14 protein-coding genes are annotated in these 14,075 nt (G+C 66.1%); 6 read left to right on the forward strand and 8 right to left on the reverse strand.

Going from position 1 to position 14,075, the window contains the following annotated elements; all coding sequences use genetic code 11:
• The first annotated feature begins 78 nt into the window (after positions 1-78).
• Both I6F09_RS35000 and murA read left to right on the forward strand, forming a co-directional pair.
• Positions 79-546 (forward strand): hypothetical protein, encoded by a 468-nt coding sequence (locus tag I6F09_RS35000; protein WP_225144812.1) that lies wholly within the window; start codon positions 79-81, stop codon positions 544-546.
• Between the two features lie 129 nt (positions 547-675).
• Positions 676-1,968, forward strand: a complete 1,293-nt coding sequence (gene murA, locus I6F09_RS35005; RefSeq protein ID WP_225190068.1) for a UDP-N-acetylglucosamine 1-carboxyvinyltransferase — start codon at positions 676-678, stop codon at positions 1,966-1,968.
• Positions 1,969-2,355: 387 nt separating this feature from the next.
• Here murA and I6F09_RS35010 read toward each other — a convergent pair whose 3' ends face one another.
• Genes I6F09_RS35010 through I6F09_RS35025 form a run of 4 tightly spaced genes read right to left on the reverse strand, consistent with a single transcriptional unit; the run spans position 2,356 to position 4,595 of the window.
• Entirely contained in the window at positions 2,356-2,799 is a 444-nt protein-coding gene (locus I6F09_RS35010) for a periplasmic heavy metal sensor (protein WP_225144809.1), read from the reverse strand.
• Positions 2,796-3,224, reverse strand: a complete 429-nt coding sequence (locus I6F09_RS35015) for a hypothetical protein (RefSeq protein ID WP_036024094.1) — start codon at positions 3,222-3,224, stop codon at positions 2,796-2,798. The genes I6F09_RS35010 and I6F09_RS35015 overlap by 4 nt, the downstream gene beginning before the upstream one ends.
• Complete coding sequence (locus tag I6F09_RS35020) at positions 3,221-3,823, reverse strand: RNA polymerase sigma factor (protein ID WP_346730142.1); 603 nt, start codon at positions 3,821-3,823, stop codon at positions 3,221-3,223. The genes I6F09_RS35015 and I6F09_RS35020 overlap by 4 nt, the downstream gene beginning before the upstream one ends.
• Positions 3,824-3,866: 43 nt before the next feature.
• Positions 3,867-4,595 (reverse strand): outer membrane beta-barrel protein, encoded by a 729-nt coding sequence (locus tag I6F09_RS35025; RefSeq protein WP_225190070.1) that lies wholly within the window; start codon positions 4,593-4,595, stop codon positions 3,867-3,869.
• Positions 4,596-4,754: 159 nt separating this feature from the next.
• On the opposite strand from I6F09_RS35025, the gene I6F09_RS35030 reads away from it, so the two are divergent.
• Together I6F09_RS35030 and I6F09_RS35035 are read left to right on the forward strand one after the other, a co-directional pair.
• On the forward strand, positions 4,755-6,155 hold the full coding sequence (locus I6F09_RS35030; RefSeq protein WP_225190071.1) for an MATE family efflux transporter: 1,401 nt from the start codon (positions 4,755-4,757) through the stop codon (positions 6,153-6,155).
• On the forward strand, positions 6,152-6,640 hold the full coding sequence (locus I6F09_RS35035) for a DUF2867 domain-containing protein (protein WP_225190072.1): 489 nt from the start codon (positions 6,152-6,154) through the stop codon (positions 6,638-6,640). The genes I6F09_RS35030 and I6F09_RS35035 overlap by 4 nt, the downstream gene beginning before the upstream one ends.
• 35 nt (positions 6,641-6,675) lie before the next feature.
• Here I6F09_RS35035 and I6F09_RS35040 read toward each other — a convergent pair whose 3' ends face one another.
• Both I6F09_RS35040 and I6F09_RS35045 read right to left on the reverse strand, forming a co-directional pair.
• Positions 6,676-7,170, reverse strand: coding sequence for a septal ring lytic transglycosylase RlpA family protein (locus I6F09_RS35040; protein WP_192893029.1), 495 nt, complete (start codon positions 7,168-7,170; stop codon positions 6,676-6,678).
• Between the two features lie 312 nt (positions 7,171-7,482).
• The gene (locus I6F09_RS35045; protein ID WP_225190073.1) at positions 7,483-8,598 is read right to left on the reverse strand and encodes an FUSC family protein; all 1,116 of its coding nucleotides are present in this window, start codon (positions 8,596-8,598) and stop codon (positions 7,483-7,485) included.
• Positions 8,599-8,715: 117 nt separating this feature from the next.
• On the opposite strand from I6F09_RS35045, the gene I6F09_RS35050 reads away from it, so the two are divergent.
• Positions 8,716-10,083, forward strand: a complete 1,368-nt coding sequence (locus I6F09_RS35050; RefSeq protein WP_225190074.1) for an MmgE/PrpD family protein — start codon at positions 8,716-8,718, stop codon at positions 10,081-10,083.
• Between the two features lie 44 nt (positions 10,084-10,127).
• Here I6F09_RS35050 and I6F09_RS35055 read toward each other — a convergent pair whose 3' ends face one another.
• Both I6F09_RS35055 and I6F09_RS35060 read right to left on the reverse strand, forming a co-directional pair.
• Positions 10,128-11,555: a serine hydrolase gene (locus tag I6F09_RS35055; protein ID WP_225190075.1), complete on the reverse strand. Its 1,428-nt coding sequence runs from the start codon at positions 11,553-11,555 to the stop codon at positions 10,128-10,130.
• 335 nt (positions 11,556-11,890) lie between these two features.
• Entirely contained in the window at positions 11,891-12,946 is a 1,056-nt protein-coding gene (locus I6F09_RS35060; RefSeq protein ID WP_225184223.1) for a helix-turn-helix domain-containing protein, read from the reverse strand.
• Between the two features lie 159 nt (positions 12,947-13,105).
• Between I6F09_RS35060 and I6F09_RS35065 the strand changes: the two genes are divergently transcribed.
• Entirely contained in the window at positions 13,106-14,023 is a 918-nt protein-coding gene (locus I6F09_RS35065) for a pirin family protein (RefSeq protein WP_036024106.1), read from the forward strand.
• The last annotated feature ends 52 nt before the right edge of the window (positions 14,024-14,075 follow it).

The following is a 14,075-nucleotide window of genomic DNA, read 5'->3' on the forward strand; positions in this document are numbered from 1 at the left end:
CCCCTGAACCTCCCCACCCGCCATCGCGACGAAACGGCATGACCCCGCAAGGCCAGTTCCGGCCGGGAAGCTCGCGCCATGACCGCCTCTGCAACGCCTAGTTCCGCTATGCCCTCACGCCGCCTCGGCATCATCGGCAGCATCGTCGGTGTGCTGGCGTTGATGGCGGCAGTGCTGCCGCATTGGGTCGTGCCGATCGTGTTTCCGCCGCCGCCGGCAGACAAGGTGATCGTCGACACCGGACATCGCATCAAGGACCGCATCGTCGCGAAGGTGAAGGGCGTGGAGTTCAAGGCTCCGGACCTCGAGAAATCGGCTGGACGAAGCTGGAGTGATATCGCATCGGTCACGGCGATCTCGCTCGGCCTGCTCGCCATCCTGCTGTCGGTGCTCTCGCTAATCTTTCGGGAGGAACGGCTCCTTGCCGCTGTCGCCGCCGCACTCGGCACCGGCGCCATCGCCATCGAAATCTCCTTCTTCCTGATGGGCGTCCTGATCCTGATCGCGTTCCTCTATGTGGTCGGGAGTATCATCGGGTTGTTCTGAGGGCGGGTCCTGCCACAAGTGACGGACGGACGTGTGCGGGTCCCAGCCGGCACAATTGCTCCCGCGCTCAAATCTCTGTAGTTTCCGCCCGAAACAGGCCCTCCCACTCAACAGGACAGCGAGAACCCCGTGGCGCCCATCCAATACATCGTCGAGGGCGGTCACCGGCTCTCGGGCTCGATCGAGCCGTCCGGCAATAAGAATTCGGCGCTACCGATCATCGCCGCCGCGCTGCTGACCGAGCATCCGGTCGTGCTGGAGAACGTGCCGCGGATCCGCGACACCGAGACGCTGGTCGAGCTGGTCCGCTCGGTCGGCGCGTCGGCCGAATGGTCCGCGCGCAACACGCTTCACATCCATGCCAAGAGCATCCGCGCCGCCGACCTCGACCCCGAGCTGTGCGTGCGCATTCGCGCCTCGATCCTGCTCGCCGGGCCCCTGCTCGCCCGCTGCGGCGAAGTGATGCTGCCGCCGCCGGGCGGCGACGTCATCGGCCGCCGGCGACTGGACACGCATGTGCTCGCGCTGGAGCAGCTCGGCGCCAAGGTCACCGCGACCGACCGGCTCGAATTCCGTGCGCCAAAGCTCGCGGGCGCGGACGTGTTCCTGGACGAGCCGAGCGTCACCGCCACCGAGAATGCGCTGGTCGCGGCGGTCGCCGCCAACGGCATCACCTATTTGCGCAACGCGGCCTCAGAGCCGCATGTGCAGGACCTCGCCAATTTCCTGGTCGCGCTCGGCGCCAGGATCGAAGGCATCGGCACCAACACCATGATCATCCATGGTCAAGCGACGCTCGGCGGGACAACGTACCGAATCCAGCCCGACCACATCGAGGTCGGCTCGCTGATCGGGCTTGCCGCGGTGACGCGCTCGCCCTTGCGCATCGCCCGCGCCGGCGTCGAGCATCTGCGCTCGATCCGCATGGGCTTCGAGCGGCTCGGCATCGTCTGCCGGATCGAGGGCGATGATCTTATCGTGCCCTCCAACCAGACATTGAAGATCCAGGACGATTTCGGCGGCCATGTGCCCAAGCTGGAGGACCAGCCTTGGCCGGCCTTCCCGGCCGACCTGATGTCGATCGCCATTGTCACCGCCACGCAATGCGAGGGCGTGATCCTGATGTTCGAGAAGATGTTCGAATCCAGGATGTTCTTCGTCGACAAGCTGATCGCGATGGGCGCGCGCATCGTGCTGTGCGACCCGCACCGCGCCATCATCGCCGGCCCCAGCCGCCTGCACGGCGCGACGATGACCTCGCCCGACATCCGCGCCGGCATGGCGATGCTGCTCGCGGCGGTGTGCGCCGAGGGCACCTCGACCATCAACAACGCCGACCAGATCGAGCGCGGCTATGAGCGCATCGAGGAGCGGCTGAACGCGCTTGGCGCGAAGATCAAGCGCGTGCCGGAGCGGAGCTAACCTGTTCTATTTTGGCGGATTCGCGTCGAAGGCCTGTTTGCAGGCCGGGGACAAGCTCGCGTAATTGTCACCGAGGCATTTGCGGATGCGACCGCCCCCGGGCATGGTGCCGGCGCAGAACCGTGAATAGTCTGCCTTGCAGGCCTGCTTCGCCTCACTCCGCGCATCGCCTGCGGAAGCTTGCGAAAGAAACAGCACGAGAAGTGCGATCAGGCTCGCGGCCGCAAGCCCCGCACGCACGTAGACGGCCGTCCGATGCGAGAACCTCACCACTGGTCCGCTTGCCGCCCGGCCAAATCGTTGCACCATGTCACCTCCATCAATTCGCAGACATCGATGTAGGTGATACGTCTAGACGGGCCGAATCCCTCGTTCACTCTGCGCGGCTCAGCGAAAATAGCCGCCGACGAGTTGTCGGCGTCCTTTCGTTGAAATTCGTTCCAGCATCTCGACGAAGGTCGAGACGACGAGGTCGCCAATCTTCACGCGCTTGTCGCGGGCATCCTTCACGGCTGCTTCCAGCTCGGCCTTGTCGAGATTCGTCTGCGCCGCCGTTTTCATCGCCTTCATCAACGCGAGCCGGTACTCGGCCTGGAGCGGGGCCAGCTCCGCCTCCTTGCCGCGATAGATGCTCCACAGGATCTCCGCGTCTTCCGCCGGAAGTCTTTCGGCGACACGCTCGATCATGCGTAGCGGCACGGCTGCGCCCGGTCGAAAGCCGCCGGGTAGCAGCCATTGCGCCGAGACATAGGTAAACAGGGCGACGTTGACGCACAGCGACAGCAGCATGAGCGCCCGCCAGGGAGTGGACCATTCTCGCCGGAACTTCATTGCACCGATCCCAAACCGATTGAGTAGACGTCGAAGACGCCGCTCATGACGGACAACGGGTCCGACGCCGAATGGACATAGGGCATCGCCCCCGCCAGCCACACGCCGACGATCGCGGAGCAGGCGAGACTTGCGGCGGGAACGAGCGTGGGCCAGCGCAGCAGGCGTCGATACCATGCCGGCCGATGCTGCTGCGGGACCGCGGCGAGCCGCTGCAGGACGAGCAGGCTCGAACGATCCGCCCTCGCCTCGTCGATCTCCGGGGCCACCGCGAGCAGGCGATCGAGCCGTCCCTGCTCATCCAGGACGGCCGCGCCTTCCGCACTTGCCGCAAATCGCCGCGCGGCCTCGCGCGTTGCCGCGGGCCAACGCTCGACATCGCCTCCCCATGTCTCGGCCAATCGTCTGAACTGATCCGGCGTCATGCGTAGCTCCCTGTCTCCTGTATTTTCTGGACGTTTGCCTTCAGCGCCGCGCGGGCGCGGCCCAGCAGCGATTCGAACGCCTTGGCGGTGAGATTCATCGCCTTCGCCGCCTCCTCGCCGCTCAATCCCTCCATGTGGAAGAGGGCGATCGCGCCGCGCTGCCGGTCCGACAGGCCGGCCATCGCGCGATTGAGAAGACTGAGCTCCTCATCCGCGATCAGCCGCTCGACAGCATGCGGTCCCATGTCGGGTACGTCGCCGGCGTCTTCGAGCGGCAGGAACGTTCGCCGCCGAGTGCGGTCGAACGTCAGGTTGAGGACGATGCGGTAGAGCCAGGTCGTGAATTTCGCAACCTCTGGGTCGAAAGAGGCTGCGTGCGTCCAGACCCGCATGAACGCCTCCTGGCCGATATCGTCGGCCTCGGCCGGGTCGCGCACGATCCGCTCCGCGACCCGCAGCGCCCGAGGCATATGGCGCCGCATGAGGACGCGAAACGCATGCTGCCGCTGCGCCGAAACCTCCGCCATCAAGGCCTCGTCCGATGGCTCTTCCATCACATCGATCTGTTGCTCTGGCCTGCGGACATCGTAGCCGAGAATTGCGAACCGATCCTACCAGACGATAGCCGCCTCCAACCGAGCATCAAAAGCGCCAATAGACTCCGGCTCGCACCGTGTGCGTGTCGAGCCGGGACTCGCGCGCGCCGAAGGTCGTCGCGCCGACCGTCTGGGCGGCCAGCGTTTTCGAGCCGTAATTGTCATAGAGATATTCGAGCCGGACCGAGGCCTGCGGTGCGAAGCGGAATTCCCCGCCCGCTCCGATCGACCAGCCGATCCGTGTATCGCTCCAGCTCGCAACGGCCCCGATCCCATTGTCGAACGCCTTGCTCTCGACGCCCGCGACGGCAAGGCCACCGGCGGCGAACAGCAGCGTGCGGTCGAAAGCATAGCCGATCCGTCCACGGAGATGGCTGTTCCAATTGACCGCGGATTGAAGCTGCGTGACCGCGGGGGTAGGCGCAAAGCCGGTATCGATCGTCGCGCGCGCATCGACGAAGTTCACGTCGCCCTCGAGCCCGGCGACGATCCGGCCCCATTGCGCCGAGAAGCCCGCCGTTGCACCGACGATCGCGCCCTTCGGATCGACAAAGTGGAATTCACCCGTCGCGGGCAGCGAGATCTCGGAGCGGCCGGAAAGATAGCCGGCCTGAACGCCGACATAGGGCCCCGCCCAGCTCAGCAGGGCTGCCGACGCCGCCTGCGCCGGCGGTGCTGCGGGCAGCCTCAGGTCGGCCGCTGCAGCGGCGCCGGCACCCAGGATGGCAGAACCGATGAACAGTACGGCGAACGTCAGTCTAGATCTCGTTATCATACTCAATTCCCAATGTGAGACCGGCCCAGATTCGCCGCACATGACGAATACGGTGCAACCCGACCTTTCCTTCGCCTGAGCCCCCGCCTTTTTTCAGCGGCACCCGCCCTCACATTTCTTTGCCGTTACTTCGCCGATCGAGGCTGCTATGTCCCCGGCATGACCGAGCTTTTGGATACCAAACGGCGGTACCGGGCACGCCTGGACGCACGGCAGAACCATCTTGCCGAAGAATTCATCGAGACGCTGCGCCTCGCCGTGCCGCTGATGCTGACCCAGCTTGGGCAGATCGCAATGATCACGACCGATCTTGCGATGATCGGGCGGCTCGGCGAGGAGGCGGTGGCCGCGGCGGCGCTGGCCCATACGGTCTATTTCGTCAGCTTCACGTTCGGGCTCGGATTGACGTCCGCAGTGTCGCCGCTGGCGGCGCAGGCGTTCGGCGCCGGCGACGTCAGGCGCATTCGGCGCTCCTTGCGCGTGGGTGTGTGGGCCGCGCTGCTGATCTCGCTGCCGATGATGGCCTCGCCGCTCTATGGCGAGCAGATTTTGCTCACGCTCGGTCAAATGCCGCACTCGGCCGCGCTGGCACAGCACTATCTGAACGGCCTTGCCTGGGGCATCGCACCGGCGCTCGGATTCATCGCGCTGCGCAGCATGATGAGCGCAGTGAACCGGCCGCAGGCGCCGCTATGGATCACGCTGGCGGCGATCCCGGTCAATGCCGCGCTGGTCTATGCCCTGATCCACGGGCTGTTCGGCCTGCCCGAGCTCGGCCTGTTCGGCGCGGGGCTTGCGACCACGCTGGTCAATCTCGGCACCTTCCTCGCCGCGCTCGCGATCGCCGGGCTGCGCAAGCCGTTCGCAGACTATCACCCGCTTGCGCGCCTGTGGCGGATCGACTGGCCCTTGATGCGCCAGCTGATCGCGATCGGCGCGCCGATCTCGTTTTCCCTGCTGCTGGAATATGGCCTGTTCTCCTCGGCCGCGCTGCTGATGGGCTTGATCTCGACCACCGCGATTGCCGCGCACCAGATCGCGCTCCAGGTCACCGCCGTGCTGTTCATGGTGCCGCTCGGCATCGGCATGGCGGCGACCGTGCGGGTCGGTCATGCCTTCGGCCGCAATGATCCGGCGGCGGTGAAGCGCGCAGGACTCGTCGCAGCCGTGCTCGGCCTCGCGCTGGTCTCCGCGCTGACGATCGCCATCGTGATCGGTCGCTATCAGCTCGGCCGGCTGTTCTTCGGCGCCGGCAGCGAAAGTGCGGCCACCGTCGAGCTGACGGCAACGCTGCTGCTGGTCGGGGCCAGCTTCTTCATCGCCGACGGCCTGCAGACCATCATGGGCGGCGCGCTGCGCGGCATCAACGACACCAAAATGACCCTGCTGTTCGCCGCGATCGGCTATTGGGGCGTCTCTTTTCCCATCGGCTGGTTGCTGGCGTTCCACACAGGGCTGGGCGCGATCGGCGTCTGGATCGGATTCTCGATCGGCACGTTCGTCTATGCCGGGCTCCTGATCTTGCGCTTCCGGATGCTGACGCGCAAAATGGCGGGATGATCGGAACGGTCCGCGAAGTCGCGCCTGAAGTCGATGCCGATGCGCTGCTCGCCGGCGCGCAGTTCATCGACGCGTTTTGCGTGGACATCGGCGCCGCGGCGGTGAATGCCCGCGAAGCCTGCACCAGGATGGTGCTGCACGGGCCGCGCTGGATCGACGCACTGCTGCGCCTGCGCAACATTCTGGTGAGGCCGTTCGGGCTGAAGACATCGGGCGAAGGCGCGCCGGCGCCGTACGGCCTGATCGGCCTGTTTCCGGTGCTGAGCGAGACGCCGGAGCAGCTGGTCGCGGGCTTCGATGATTCGCACCTCGATTTCCGCATCGTAGTCGACGTTTCAGGCAATGCCGCGCGCCGCCATGTGACCTCGACCACGCTGGTGCGCACGCACAACCTGCTCGGCCGGACCTATCTTGCGCTGATCATGCCCTTCCACAAGCTCGTGGTCCGCAACATGATGGGACGCATCGTGGAGACGGCCCGATGAACTGTGCGGGCCGACATTGAACGAACACGCCCTGTTCAGCCCACCGGCCCTGCAGTCCAATTGTCGCCAGCGAGCGGACTGACTTTCACGTCAGGAATGACACCGAGGTCCATGCTCGGATCGAAATGGCGCATCGTTCGCTCATTGAGGTCGATGATGCGGCCAGGTCTTAGTGGTCCCACGTCGTTTATCTTGACGATGACCTTCTTGCCCACGGCCTCGACGAGAGCATATTTCGGCCTCGCGCCGAATCCGACCCCACCGAATTTCCGGCGCAGGCTCGTCTTGATGGCAGCCGTCCAGGCGGAGGGATCATAACGTTCGCCGGAAGCCGTCTGCGGACCGCCCTCCTCCTTGCCGGGCTTGAACGGATTATAGGTGGACGCCGCGCCAATAATCGCATCGCCCGAGGCGGCATCGACGACGGCACTTGAGTGATCCCCACGCGTTTCACTTCGAGCAACGGCAACAGAGAAGGCAAGCGTAACCAGGGCGCCGCAAACTGCGGCGCTCGAGCGGAAGAGCATCATGAGTCCTGTGATTTTTTAGATTGTCCGGTTCCAGAACCGCAAACGTGGTCAAGCGAACGCAGCAGCGCTCATGAACTTGCCGAACGTTTTGCGGATTCGAGCCAACCCCTGGCTACGGAACCGTTGTGAGAACCGGAGTGGTCTCACGTCGTGTTTAGCTTCTCGCCGATTAAAACAGAAAATGCGTCAGCAACATGACCCGATGGAACCTCGTGCGTGGAGCGACTCAGAGCCGCAGACCGCCGATCACCGCCGCGCTTCGCACACGCGCATTACTGTCGAAAGCCGACGTTGACGACGACGCGCCCGAACTCACTCCGCAACGCGTGCGGTTTTATCTGTCGAGGCCTCCGACCATTCGCCGACGACGCGGTCGAGGTCGCCGAGATTCTGGTGCATCTGCTCCAGGGAGAAGCCGAGCGCGAAGAAGCGCTCGGCTGTGTCGCTCGCGTGGCCGCGGATCAGGCCATCCTGACGGACGGATGCGACCGCCTCGGCATAGTGCTGGAGCGCGACATGGACGGGATGGATCGGCGGCGCGCCGGCGCCCTCGCGCAAGGCGCCAGCGGCCGAGCGGAGGAAGCGGGCGATCGCGGTCGACACTTCCGACAGGGGCGCTGCCAGCCGCAATTGCACTTCCACCGGCAGCGGCACCACCGTGGCGCGGCCGATCATCACGACGTCATGGCGCAGCCGCAGGATCGTTCGCAGCAACGGGCCGGTGTCCGGGCCACTCGACAAGCGCGCCGCGCGCTCACGCTCGGCTTCGGAGCCGATCGCATTCAGATTGACCATCGCGGTGCCGATGCCGTCCTGGATCCGGTGCAGCGCGTCGTTGTCGCGGCCGCGCGTGAGGCCTGCCAGCAGCTCGGCGAGGGCATCGGCGATCAGCTCGAGCAGAACCGCCGCGCTGGCGCGGATCTGCCGCACCGCGCGCGAGGGCAGCACCAGGAAGGAGACCAGCAATCCTGTGACGGCGCCGACGCCGACCTCGCTGACCCGATCGATCGCCGAGGTCAGGGGATCGGCATGATGCAGGGTCGGAACCAGGAGCACGATCACGGCGGTGACAGTGGCGGCGCTGAGGCTCGGATTGATCGCGGCGATGAAGGCGAGCGGGGCGACGGAGAGGACCAGCAGGCCGAGCAGGCCCGCCTCGCTGGAATAGGGAATCAGGATGGCGATGGCGCCGCCATAGAGGGCTCCGCCGATGGTGCCGAGCATGTAGTCGCGCGTCGCCTTCAGCGAGCGGCCGACGCTCATCTGGGTCACGATCAGCGAGGTCAGCACCGCCCAGAGCGGCAGCAGCAGATGCAGCGCGGTCGCGATCGCATAGGCCGCTGTCGCGGCGACCGTGACCCGGATCGCCAGCCCCAATTGCGTCCGCCGCGCTCGAATCCGGTCGAACAGCTGCCTTGCGCGCGTCATGCGGAATATCCCGATCCTTCTCGCCTAAGCAAAAGCATGGCTGATCCCCGCCGACGCAAGGCCGCTTGAAAGGCCAAATCAGCCCGCCTAACTTGCGCGCCAAATCGAGGAAACACGATGGCTCACGAAACCGCAACGCTCGCCGCCTATGTCTTCAATCTCAAGTACCAGGATATTCCGGCGGAGGTGCTGGAGCGCGCCAAGGTCCTGACGCTGGACTTCCTCGGCAGCGCCATCAGGGCGCGACGCGAGGCGGAATCGACCCCGTCGATGCTGAAGATGCTGGAGGCGCTGGCGCTCGACACCAAGGGCGAGTCCACCGTGTTCGGTGATGCCAAGACCTGGACGCCGGCGGTCGCGGCGCTGCTCAACGGCGCGCTCGGCCACTCCCTCGATTTCGACGACACCCATGCCGATTCCTCGCTGCATCCGAGCGCACCGGTGGTGCCGGCCGCCTTCGCTGTCGGCGAGATGGTCGGCGCCTCCGGGCGCGACGTGCTCACGGCGATCGTTGCTGGCTACGAGGTCTGCTGCCGCCTCGGCAATGCGCTCGATCCGACCTCGCATTACGCGCGCGGCTTCCACCCGACGGCGACGGCCGGCACCTACGGCGCGGCCGCGGCGGCGGGCAAGCTGTTCGGCCTGAGCGAGAAGCAGCTGATTGCCGCGTTTGGCGTCTCCGGCAGCCAGGCCGCGGGCTCGCTGCAATTTCTGGTCAACGGCGCCTGGAACAAGCGCTACCAGGTCGGCGCCGCCGCGATGAACGGGGTGATCGCCGCGACGCTCGCGCGCAACGATTTCGTCGGTGCGACGGAATCGGTCGAGGGCAAGCACGGCCTGCTCGCCGGCTACACCGACGATGCGCATCCCGACAAGGCAGTCGCCGAGCTCGGCAAGACCTACGAAACGATGAAAATTGGCGTGAAGCCCTATCCGAGCTGCCGCTACACCCATGCCGCGATCGACGCGCTGATCGCGATGCGGCGCGAGCACAATCTGACGCCGGAGCAGGTCAAGCGCGTCGAGATCGGTCTGCACCGCAACGGCATCACGCTGACCGGCGACGCCGCGACCAAGCGGCACCCGCGCTCGATCGTCGGCGGCCAGTTCTCGATGTTCTTCACCGGCGCGCTCGCACTCGACCAGGGTTCATTCGGCTGGGACGATTACAGCCGGCTCGGCGACGCCACCATCGACGCGCTCGCCGACAAGTTCGACGTGGTGCAGGACGACCGGCTCGAGATCGGCCGCACTCATCCCTTCGGCGCGCGCGTGAGCATCACCACGGACGACGGCGTGCACGAGCGGCTCTACGCCGATCCGTCCGGAGAGCCGACCTCGTTCCCGGATACACAGGCGATGCAGCAGAAATTTTTGACATTGGCCCGCCCCGTGCTGAACGCGCGCGCGGAAAAGTTCGCGGATGCGATCATGACGCTGGAGCGGTTCGACCGCGTGGCGCAGGCAACGGAATTGGGGAGGTAAGTTCACCGCGGCGCTCCGCTTCCCCCCTGGAGGGTAAGAAGACCTCAATCCCCTCCCGCCAGCCTCCCCTTCTCGCGCGTTGCCGCCACCACATCGCGCACGAGGTCGAACACACCGTCGGCGTGCGGCGGCGCGTTCGGCGAGCGCCCCATGCGCACGATCACCAGCTGCTCCGACGGGATCACGATGGTGTACTGCCCGATCGTGCCCTTGGCGAAGAAGGCATCGCGCGGCCAGCCGTGCTCCATGCGAAGATTTGCGCCGAAGCTGTCGCCCTGGTTGGTCCAGAAGCCGGCGCCGATGCCGACCCACGCATTCGGCGTGGCCGTCGCCGAATAGGTGACCCACCCTTCCGGCAGGATGCGTTTGCCACCGGCGACGCCGTCATTGAGATAGAGCTGGCCGAAGCGCGCCCAGTCGCGGGCGGAGGCGAGCATCTCGGTCGACCCCTCGATCGTGCCGGCGCCGTCGAGCTGGAGCACGACATGGCGCATGCCGAGCGGGGCGAACAATTCGCGGCGCGCAAAGCGCAGCGCGTCTTGCGGTGTGCCGCCGGCCGCATCGCGGATCAGACGCGAGAGAATGAGGGTGTTGCCGTCGTGATAATTCCATGCTGTGCCGGGCGCGGTTGCGAGCGGCATGCTCTCGGCATAGGCGGCCATGTCCTTCTCGGCGAATTTCATCCTGTTGACCGGCTCGAAGGCGGAGCCCAGCGAGGCCTGCAACGAGCTGCCGAGCGCGAGGCCCGCGGTGTGGCGCAGCAGCTGATCGACATTGATGGCATGGCGCGGATCGTCGGGATCCTTCCAGGCGGCGACCGGTGCGGGGCCGTCGAGCTTCAGCTTGCCCTGGCGCACCAGCACGCCGATCAGCGCCGAGACCACCGACTTGGTCATGGAGAAGCCGAGCAGCGGCGTCTCGGGGCCGATGCCGTCGGCGTAGCGTTCGGCGACGACGCGGCCGGCCTTCATCACGATGATGGCGCGGGTGCGGCGGTAAGGCGGCTGAGCGGGCTCGGCGAAGGCGCGGTCGAGCGCGGCGCCGAGCTCGGGGCTCTGCGGCGGCACGATCGCGGGGCCGGCGATCGCGGGAAGCAACGCGGGCCGCTTGTCGTCAGGCAGCGGCTCGACGGAGGCAATGCCGGCGCCGTGCTCAAGCGTGCAGCCGAGGCCCTCGCGATAGATGGCGTGGCTGCGGCCGAGGCCGAACAGCGTCGCCGTGACATCCTTGCGGACGCGGTCGATTCTGTACTCCATCGCCCAGCTGATCAGGCCCGCTCCGGGCATGGCGTCGGTGGTCTCGGCGAAGTTGCGCCCGGGATCGAGGCCGGACACGAACGTCTCGGCGCACAGGATGTCGGCGACGAAGCCGGTCGCGACCTTCGGCACGTCGTGGGCTCGAGCCGCGCCGAGCGCGAGGCCGGCTGCGGCGATGGCGGAGGCGAAAAGGACGATCTTGCGGCGGCGGGTCACGGGCGTTCTCCGGCTGAGGCGTATGCCGGGGAGGAAGCGGGATGCGGGCGGGGGATGCTCGCCGGATTTGGAAAAGGGGTTGGTTGAAATCGGGGCGGGCTGGCCGATTTTGGAATTGTGAAGCCATTCCAAATTCTTAGAGGTACCGTGCCGTCACAGCGGTGGTGCGCTCCCTCTCCCCGTTCTTACGGGGCCGCGACGAGCTTCGCTCGCGCTGAGAGGGTTGGGGTGAGGGGCCTCTCCGCACGCGAGACTGCCGACGGACCTGTACCCCCTCACCCGGATCGCAAGAGCGATCCGACCTCTCCCCGCAAGCGGGGAGAGGTAAAGAAAGATCACGCCGCACTCGTCTTCAACCGCCGGTACTCGGTCGGCGTCACGCCTGTCACCGCCTTGAAGGCGCGGTTGAATGGTCCCAGCGACTGGAAGCCGGCGTCCATGGCAATGGTGATGACGGGGACCTCGGCCTGGGAGGGATCGGCGAGCGCGGCCTTGGCTTCCTCGATGCGGTGGTTGTTCAGGAACACATTGAAATTGCGATAGCCGAGCCGCTGGTTGATCAGGCGGCGCAGCCTGTATTCGGGAATCCTGAGCCGGCCCGCCAGCACACCGATGGTAATGTTCTCCTGGCGATAGATCCGCTCGTCCGCCATCAGGCGCATCAGGGCATCGATGAGTTTCTGGTCGGAGTCCTCGGCCAAAGGCTGGATCGGCGCGATCGCGGGTGCGGGCTCTGGCGCAATCGGAAACAGATCGGCGCCATCGACTCGCAACATTGCGTAGGCGATCGCGGCAACGATGCAGGCGAGCACGCCTGTATTGATGGTGTCGGCGACATCGCTCGCGCTGAAGGCAACGAGGATCTGGAGCAGCGCATTCAACCCGCCATAGAGTGCGGCGGCGCAGACGATGACGACGCGCAGGCGGCGGCGACGCTCGACCAGATCGGCGGACCACGATCCGATCGTCTGCACCACCGCGAGCGCGATGAAGCCGAGCACGATCAGGTTCATTGCCGTCACGGAGAACCGCGCGTTGCCGCCCGGCGCGATCCAGAGACATCCGACGAAGCTGAAGGCGGTCACCGCGGCCCAGATCAAACCATGCCACCAGCGTAGCCGAAACTCGTCGTCGAACAGCGCGCGCGTGAACAGCCAGAACACGACGATGTTGCCGGTCGACAGTGCAATCAGCGGCGCGTGCCAGATTGGAACGAGCGACGACACGCCGATGGAATAGCTCGCGGCATGCGCCGCCGAGCCTAGCGCGAAGGCCGCGCCGAGGCGGGCCGCGAGCACATTGCGGAAATCGGAGAGCAATGACGCCGCCAGCACCAATAGCAGCGCGACGCTGGCAGCGCGGAAGGCAAGTTCGGTTGCGGCAAGGGTCATCGGCTGGGGCGAACGGTCGCGGTTGAAGGCAGCCGAACATCGTTCGTTGCGCCCGGTTTTTCAAGGACGATCCGCATGCAAGGGTTAGCGGAGCTTTGTCGCGACGGCGACGCCAAATCCTGCTAGCGTCGCGTTCAACAAAGCCAAAGGAGTCCCCCCATGAGCTGGCAGCCCTCGAACGATCCCGTGCTCGGCGATCCCATGTCCTGCGATGCGCTCGATCTCGTCATCGTGCCGCGCACGCGCGATCTCGGTGACGGGTTCGCGGTGCGCCGGGCGTTGCCGCACGGCAAGCGGCAGATGGTCGGGCCTTTCATCTTCTTCGACCATTTTGGCCCGGTGCAGTTCGTCTCCGGCAAGGGCATGGACGTGCGGCCGCATCCGCATATCGGGCTTGCCACCGTCACCTATCTGTTCGACGGCGCAATCATGCATCGCGACAGCGAGGGCAACGTCCAGGAGATCGCTCCCGGCGCGATGAACCTGATGACGGCCGGGCGCGGCATCGCGCATTCCGAGCGCACGCCGGACGCGCAGCGCGCCTCGGGCCAGAAGATGCTCGGCCTGCAAAGCTGGATCGCGCTGCCGGCGGGCTCCGAAGAGATCGCGCCGTCGTTCCAGCATTATGCGGCAGGCGATTTGCCGATGATTTCCGAGCGCGACTTCACTGCGCGGGTGATCGCGGGCTCCGCCTTCGGCATCGCCTCGCCGGTGTCGATGGTCTCGCCCTGGTTCTACACCGAGGTCACGGCGCTCGCGGGCGCGAGCGTGCCGCTCGACCCCGATCATGAGGAGCGTGCGATCTATGTCGTCGACGGCGAGGTCGAGATCGCCAACGAGCGCTACGAGGGGCCGCGCCTGCTGATCTTCCGGCCCGGCGACCGCATCACCGTGAAGGCGCTGAAAGCGACGCGAATGATGTTTCTCGGCGGCGATGCGCTGGAAGGCCCGCGCCACATCTGGTGGAATTTCGTCTCCTCCAGCAAGGAGCGGATCGAGCAGGCCAAGCAGGACTGGAAAACCGGGCGCTTCGCCGCAGTTCCGCAGGAACACGAGTTCATTCCGCTGCCGGAATAGGCTAATCCGGTGTCCGGCCGCGCCATCAGACGCGGCCGGATGTCCTGTGCGA

Origin of the sequence: Bradyrhizobium sp. IC3195, assembly GCF_020193585.1 — a bacterium.
Classification (GTDB): domain Bacteria; phylum Pseudomonadota; class Alphaproteobacteria; order Rhizobiales; family Xanthobacteraceae; genus Bradyrhizobium; species Bradyrhizobium yuanmingense.

Coding starts and splice junctions, on each gene's coding strand:
- I6F09_RS35000 (WP_225144812.1), top strand. CDS start 79: ATGACCGCCTCTGCAACGCCTAGTTCCGCTATGCCCTCACGCCGCCTC.
- I6F09_RS35010 (WP_225144809.1), bottom strand. CDS start 2,799: ATGAAGTTCCGGCGAGAATGGTCCACTCCCTGGCGGGCGCTCATGCTG.
- I6F09_RS35015 (WP_036024094.1), bottom strand. CDS start 3,224: ATGACGCCGGATCAGTTCAGACGATTGGCCGAGACATGGGGAGGCGAT.
- I6F09_RS35025 (WP_225190070.1), bottom strand. CDS start 4,595: ATGATAACGAGATCTAGACTGACGTTCGCCGTACTGTTCATCGGTTCT.
- I6F09_RS35030 (WP_225190071.1), top strand. CDS start 4,755: ATGACCGAGCTTTTGGATACCAAACGGCGGTACCGGGCACGCCTGGAC.
- I6F09_RS35035 (WP_225190072.1), top strand. CDS start 6,152: ATGATCGGAACGGTCCGCGAAGTCGCGCCTGAAGTCGATGCCGATGCG.
- I6F09_RS35040 (WP_192893029.1), bottom strand. CDS start 7,170: ATGATGCTCTTCCGCTCGAGCGCCGCAGTTTGCGGCGCCCTGGTTACG.
- I6F09_RS35045 (WP_225190073.1), bottom strand. CDS start 8,598: ATGACGCGCGCAAGGCAGCTGTTCGACCGGATTCGAGCGCGGCGGACG.
- I6F09_RS35050 (WP_225190074.1), top strand. CDS start 8,716: ATGGCTCACGAAACCGCAACGCTCGCCGCCTATGTCTTCAATCTCAAG.
- I6F09_RS35060 (WP_225184223.1), bottom strand. CDS start 12,946: ATGACCCTTGCCGCAACCGAACTTGCCTTCCGCGCTGCCAGCGTCGCG.
- I6F09_RS35065 (WP_036024106.1), top strand. CDS start 13,106: ATGAGCTGGCAGCCCTCGAACGATCCCGTGCTCGGCGATCCCATGTCC.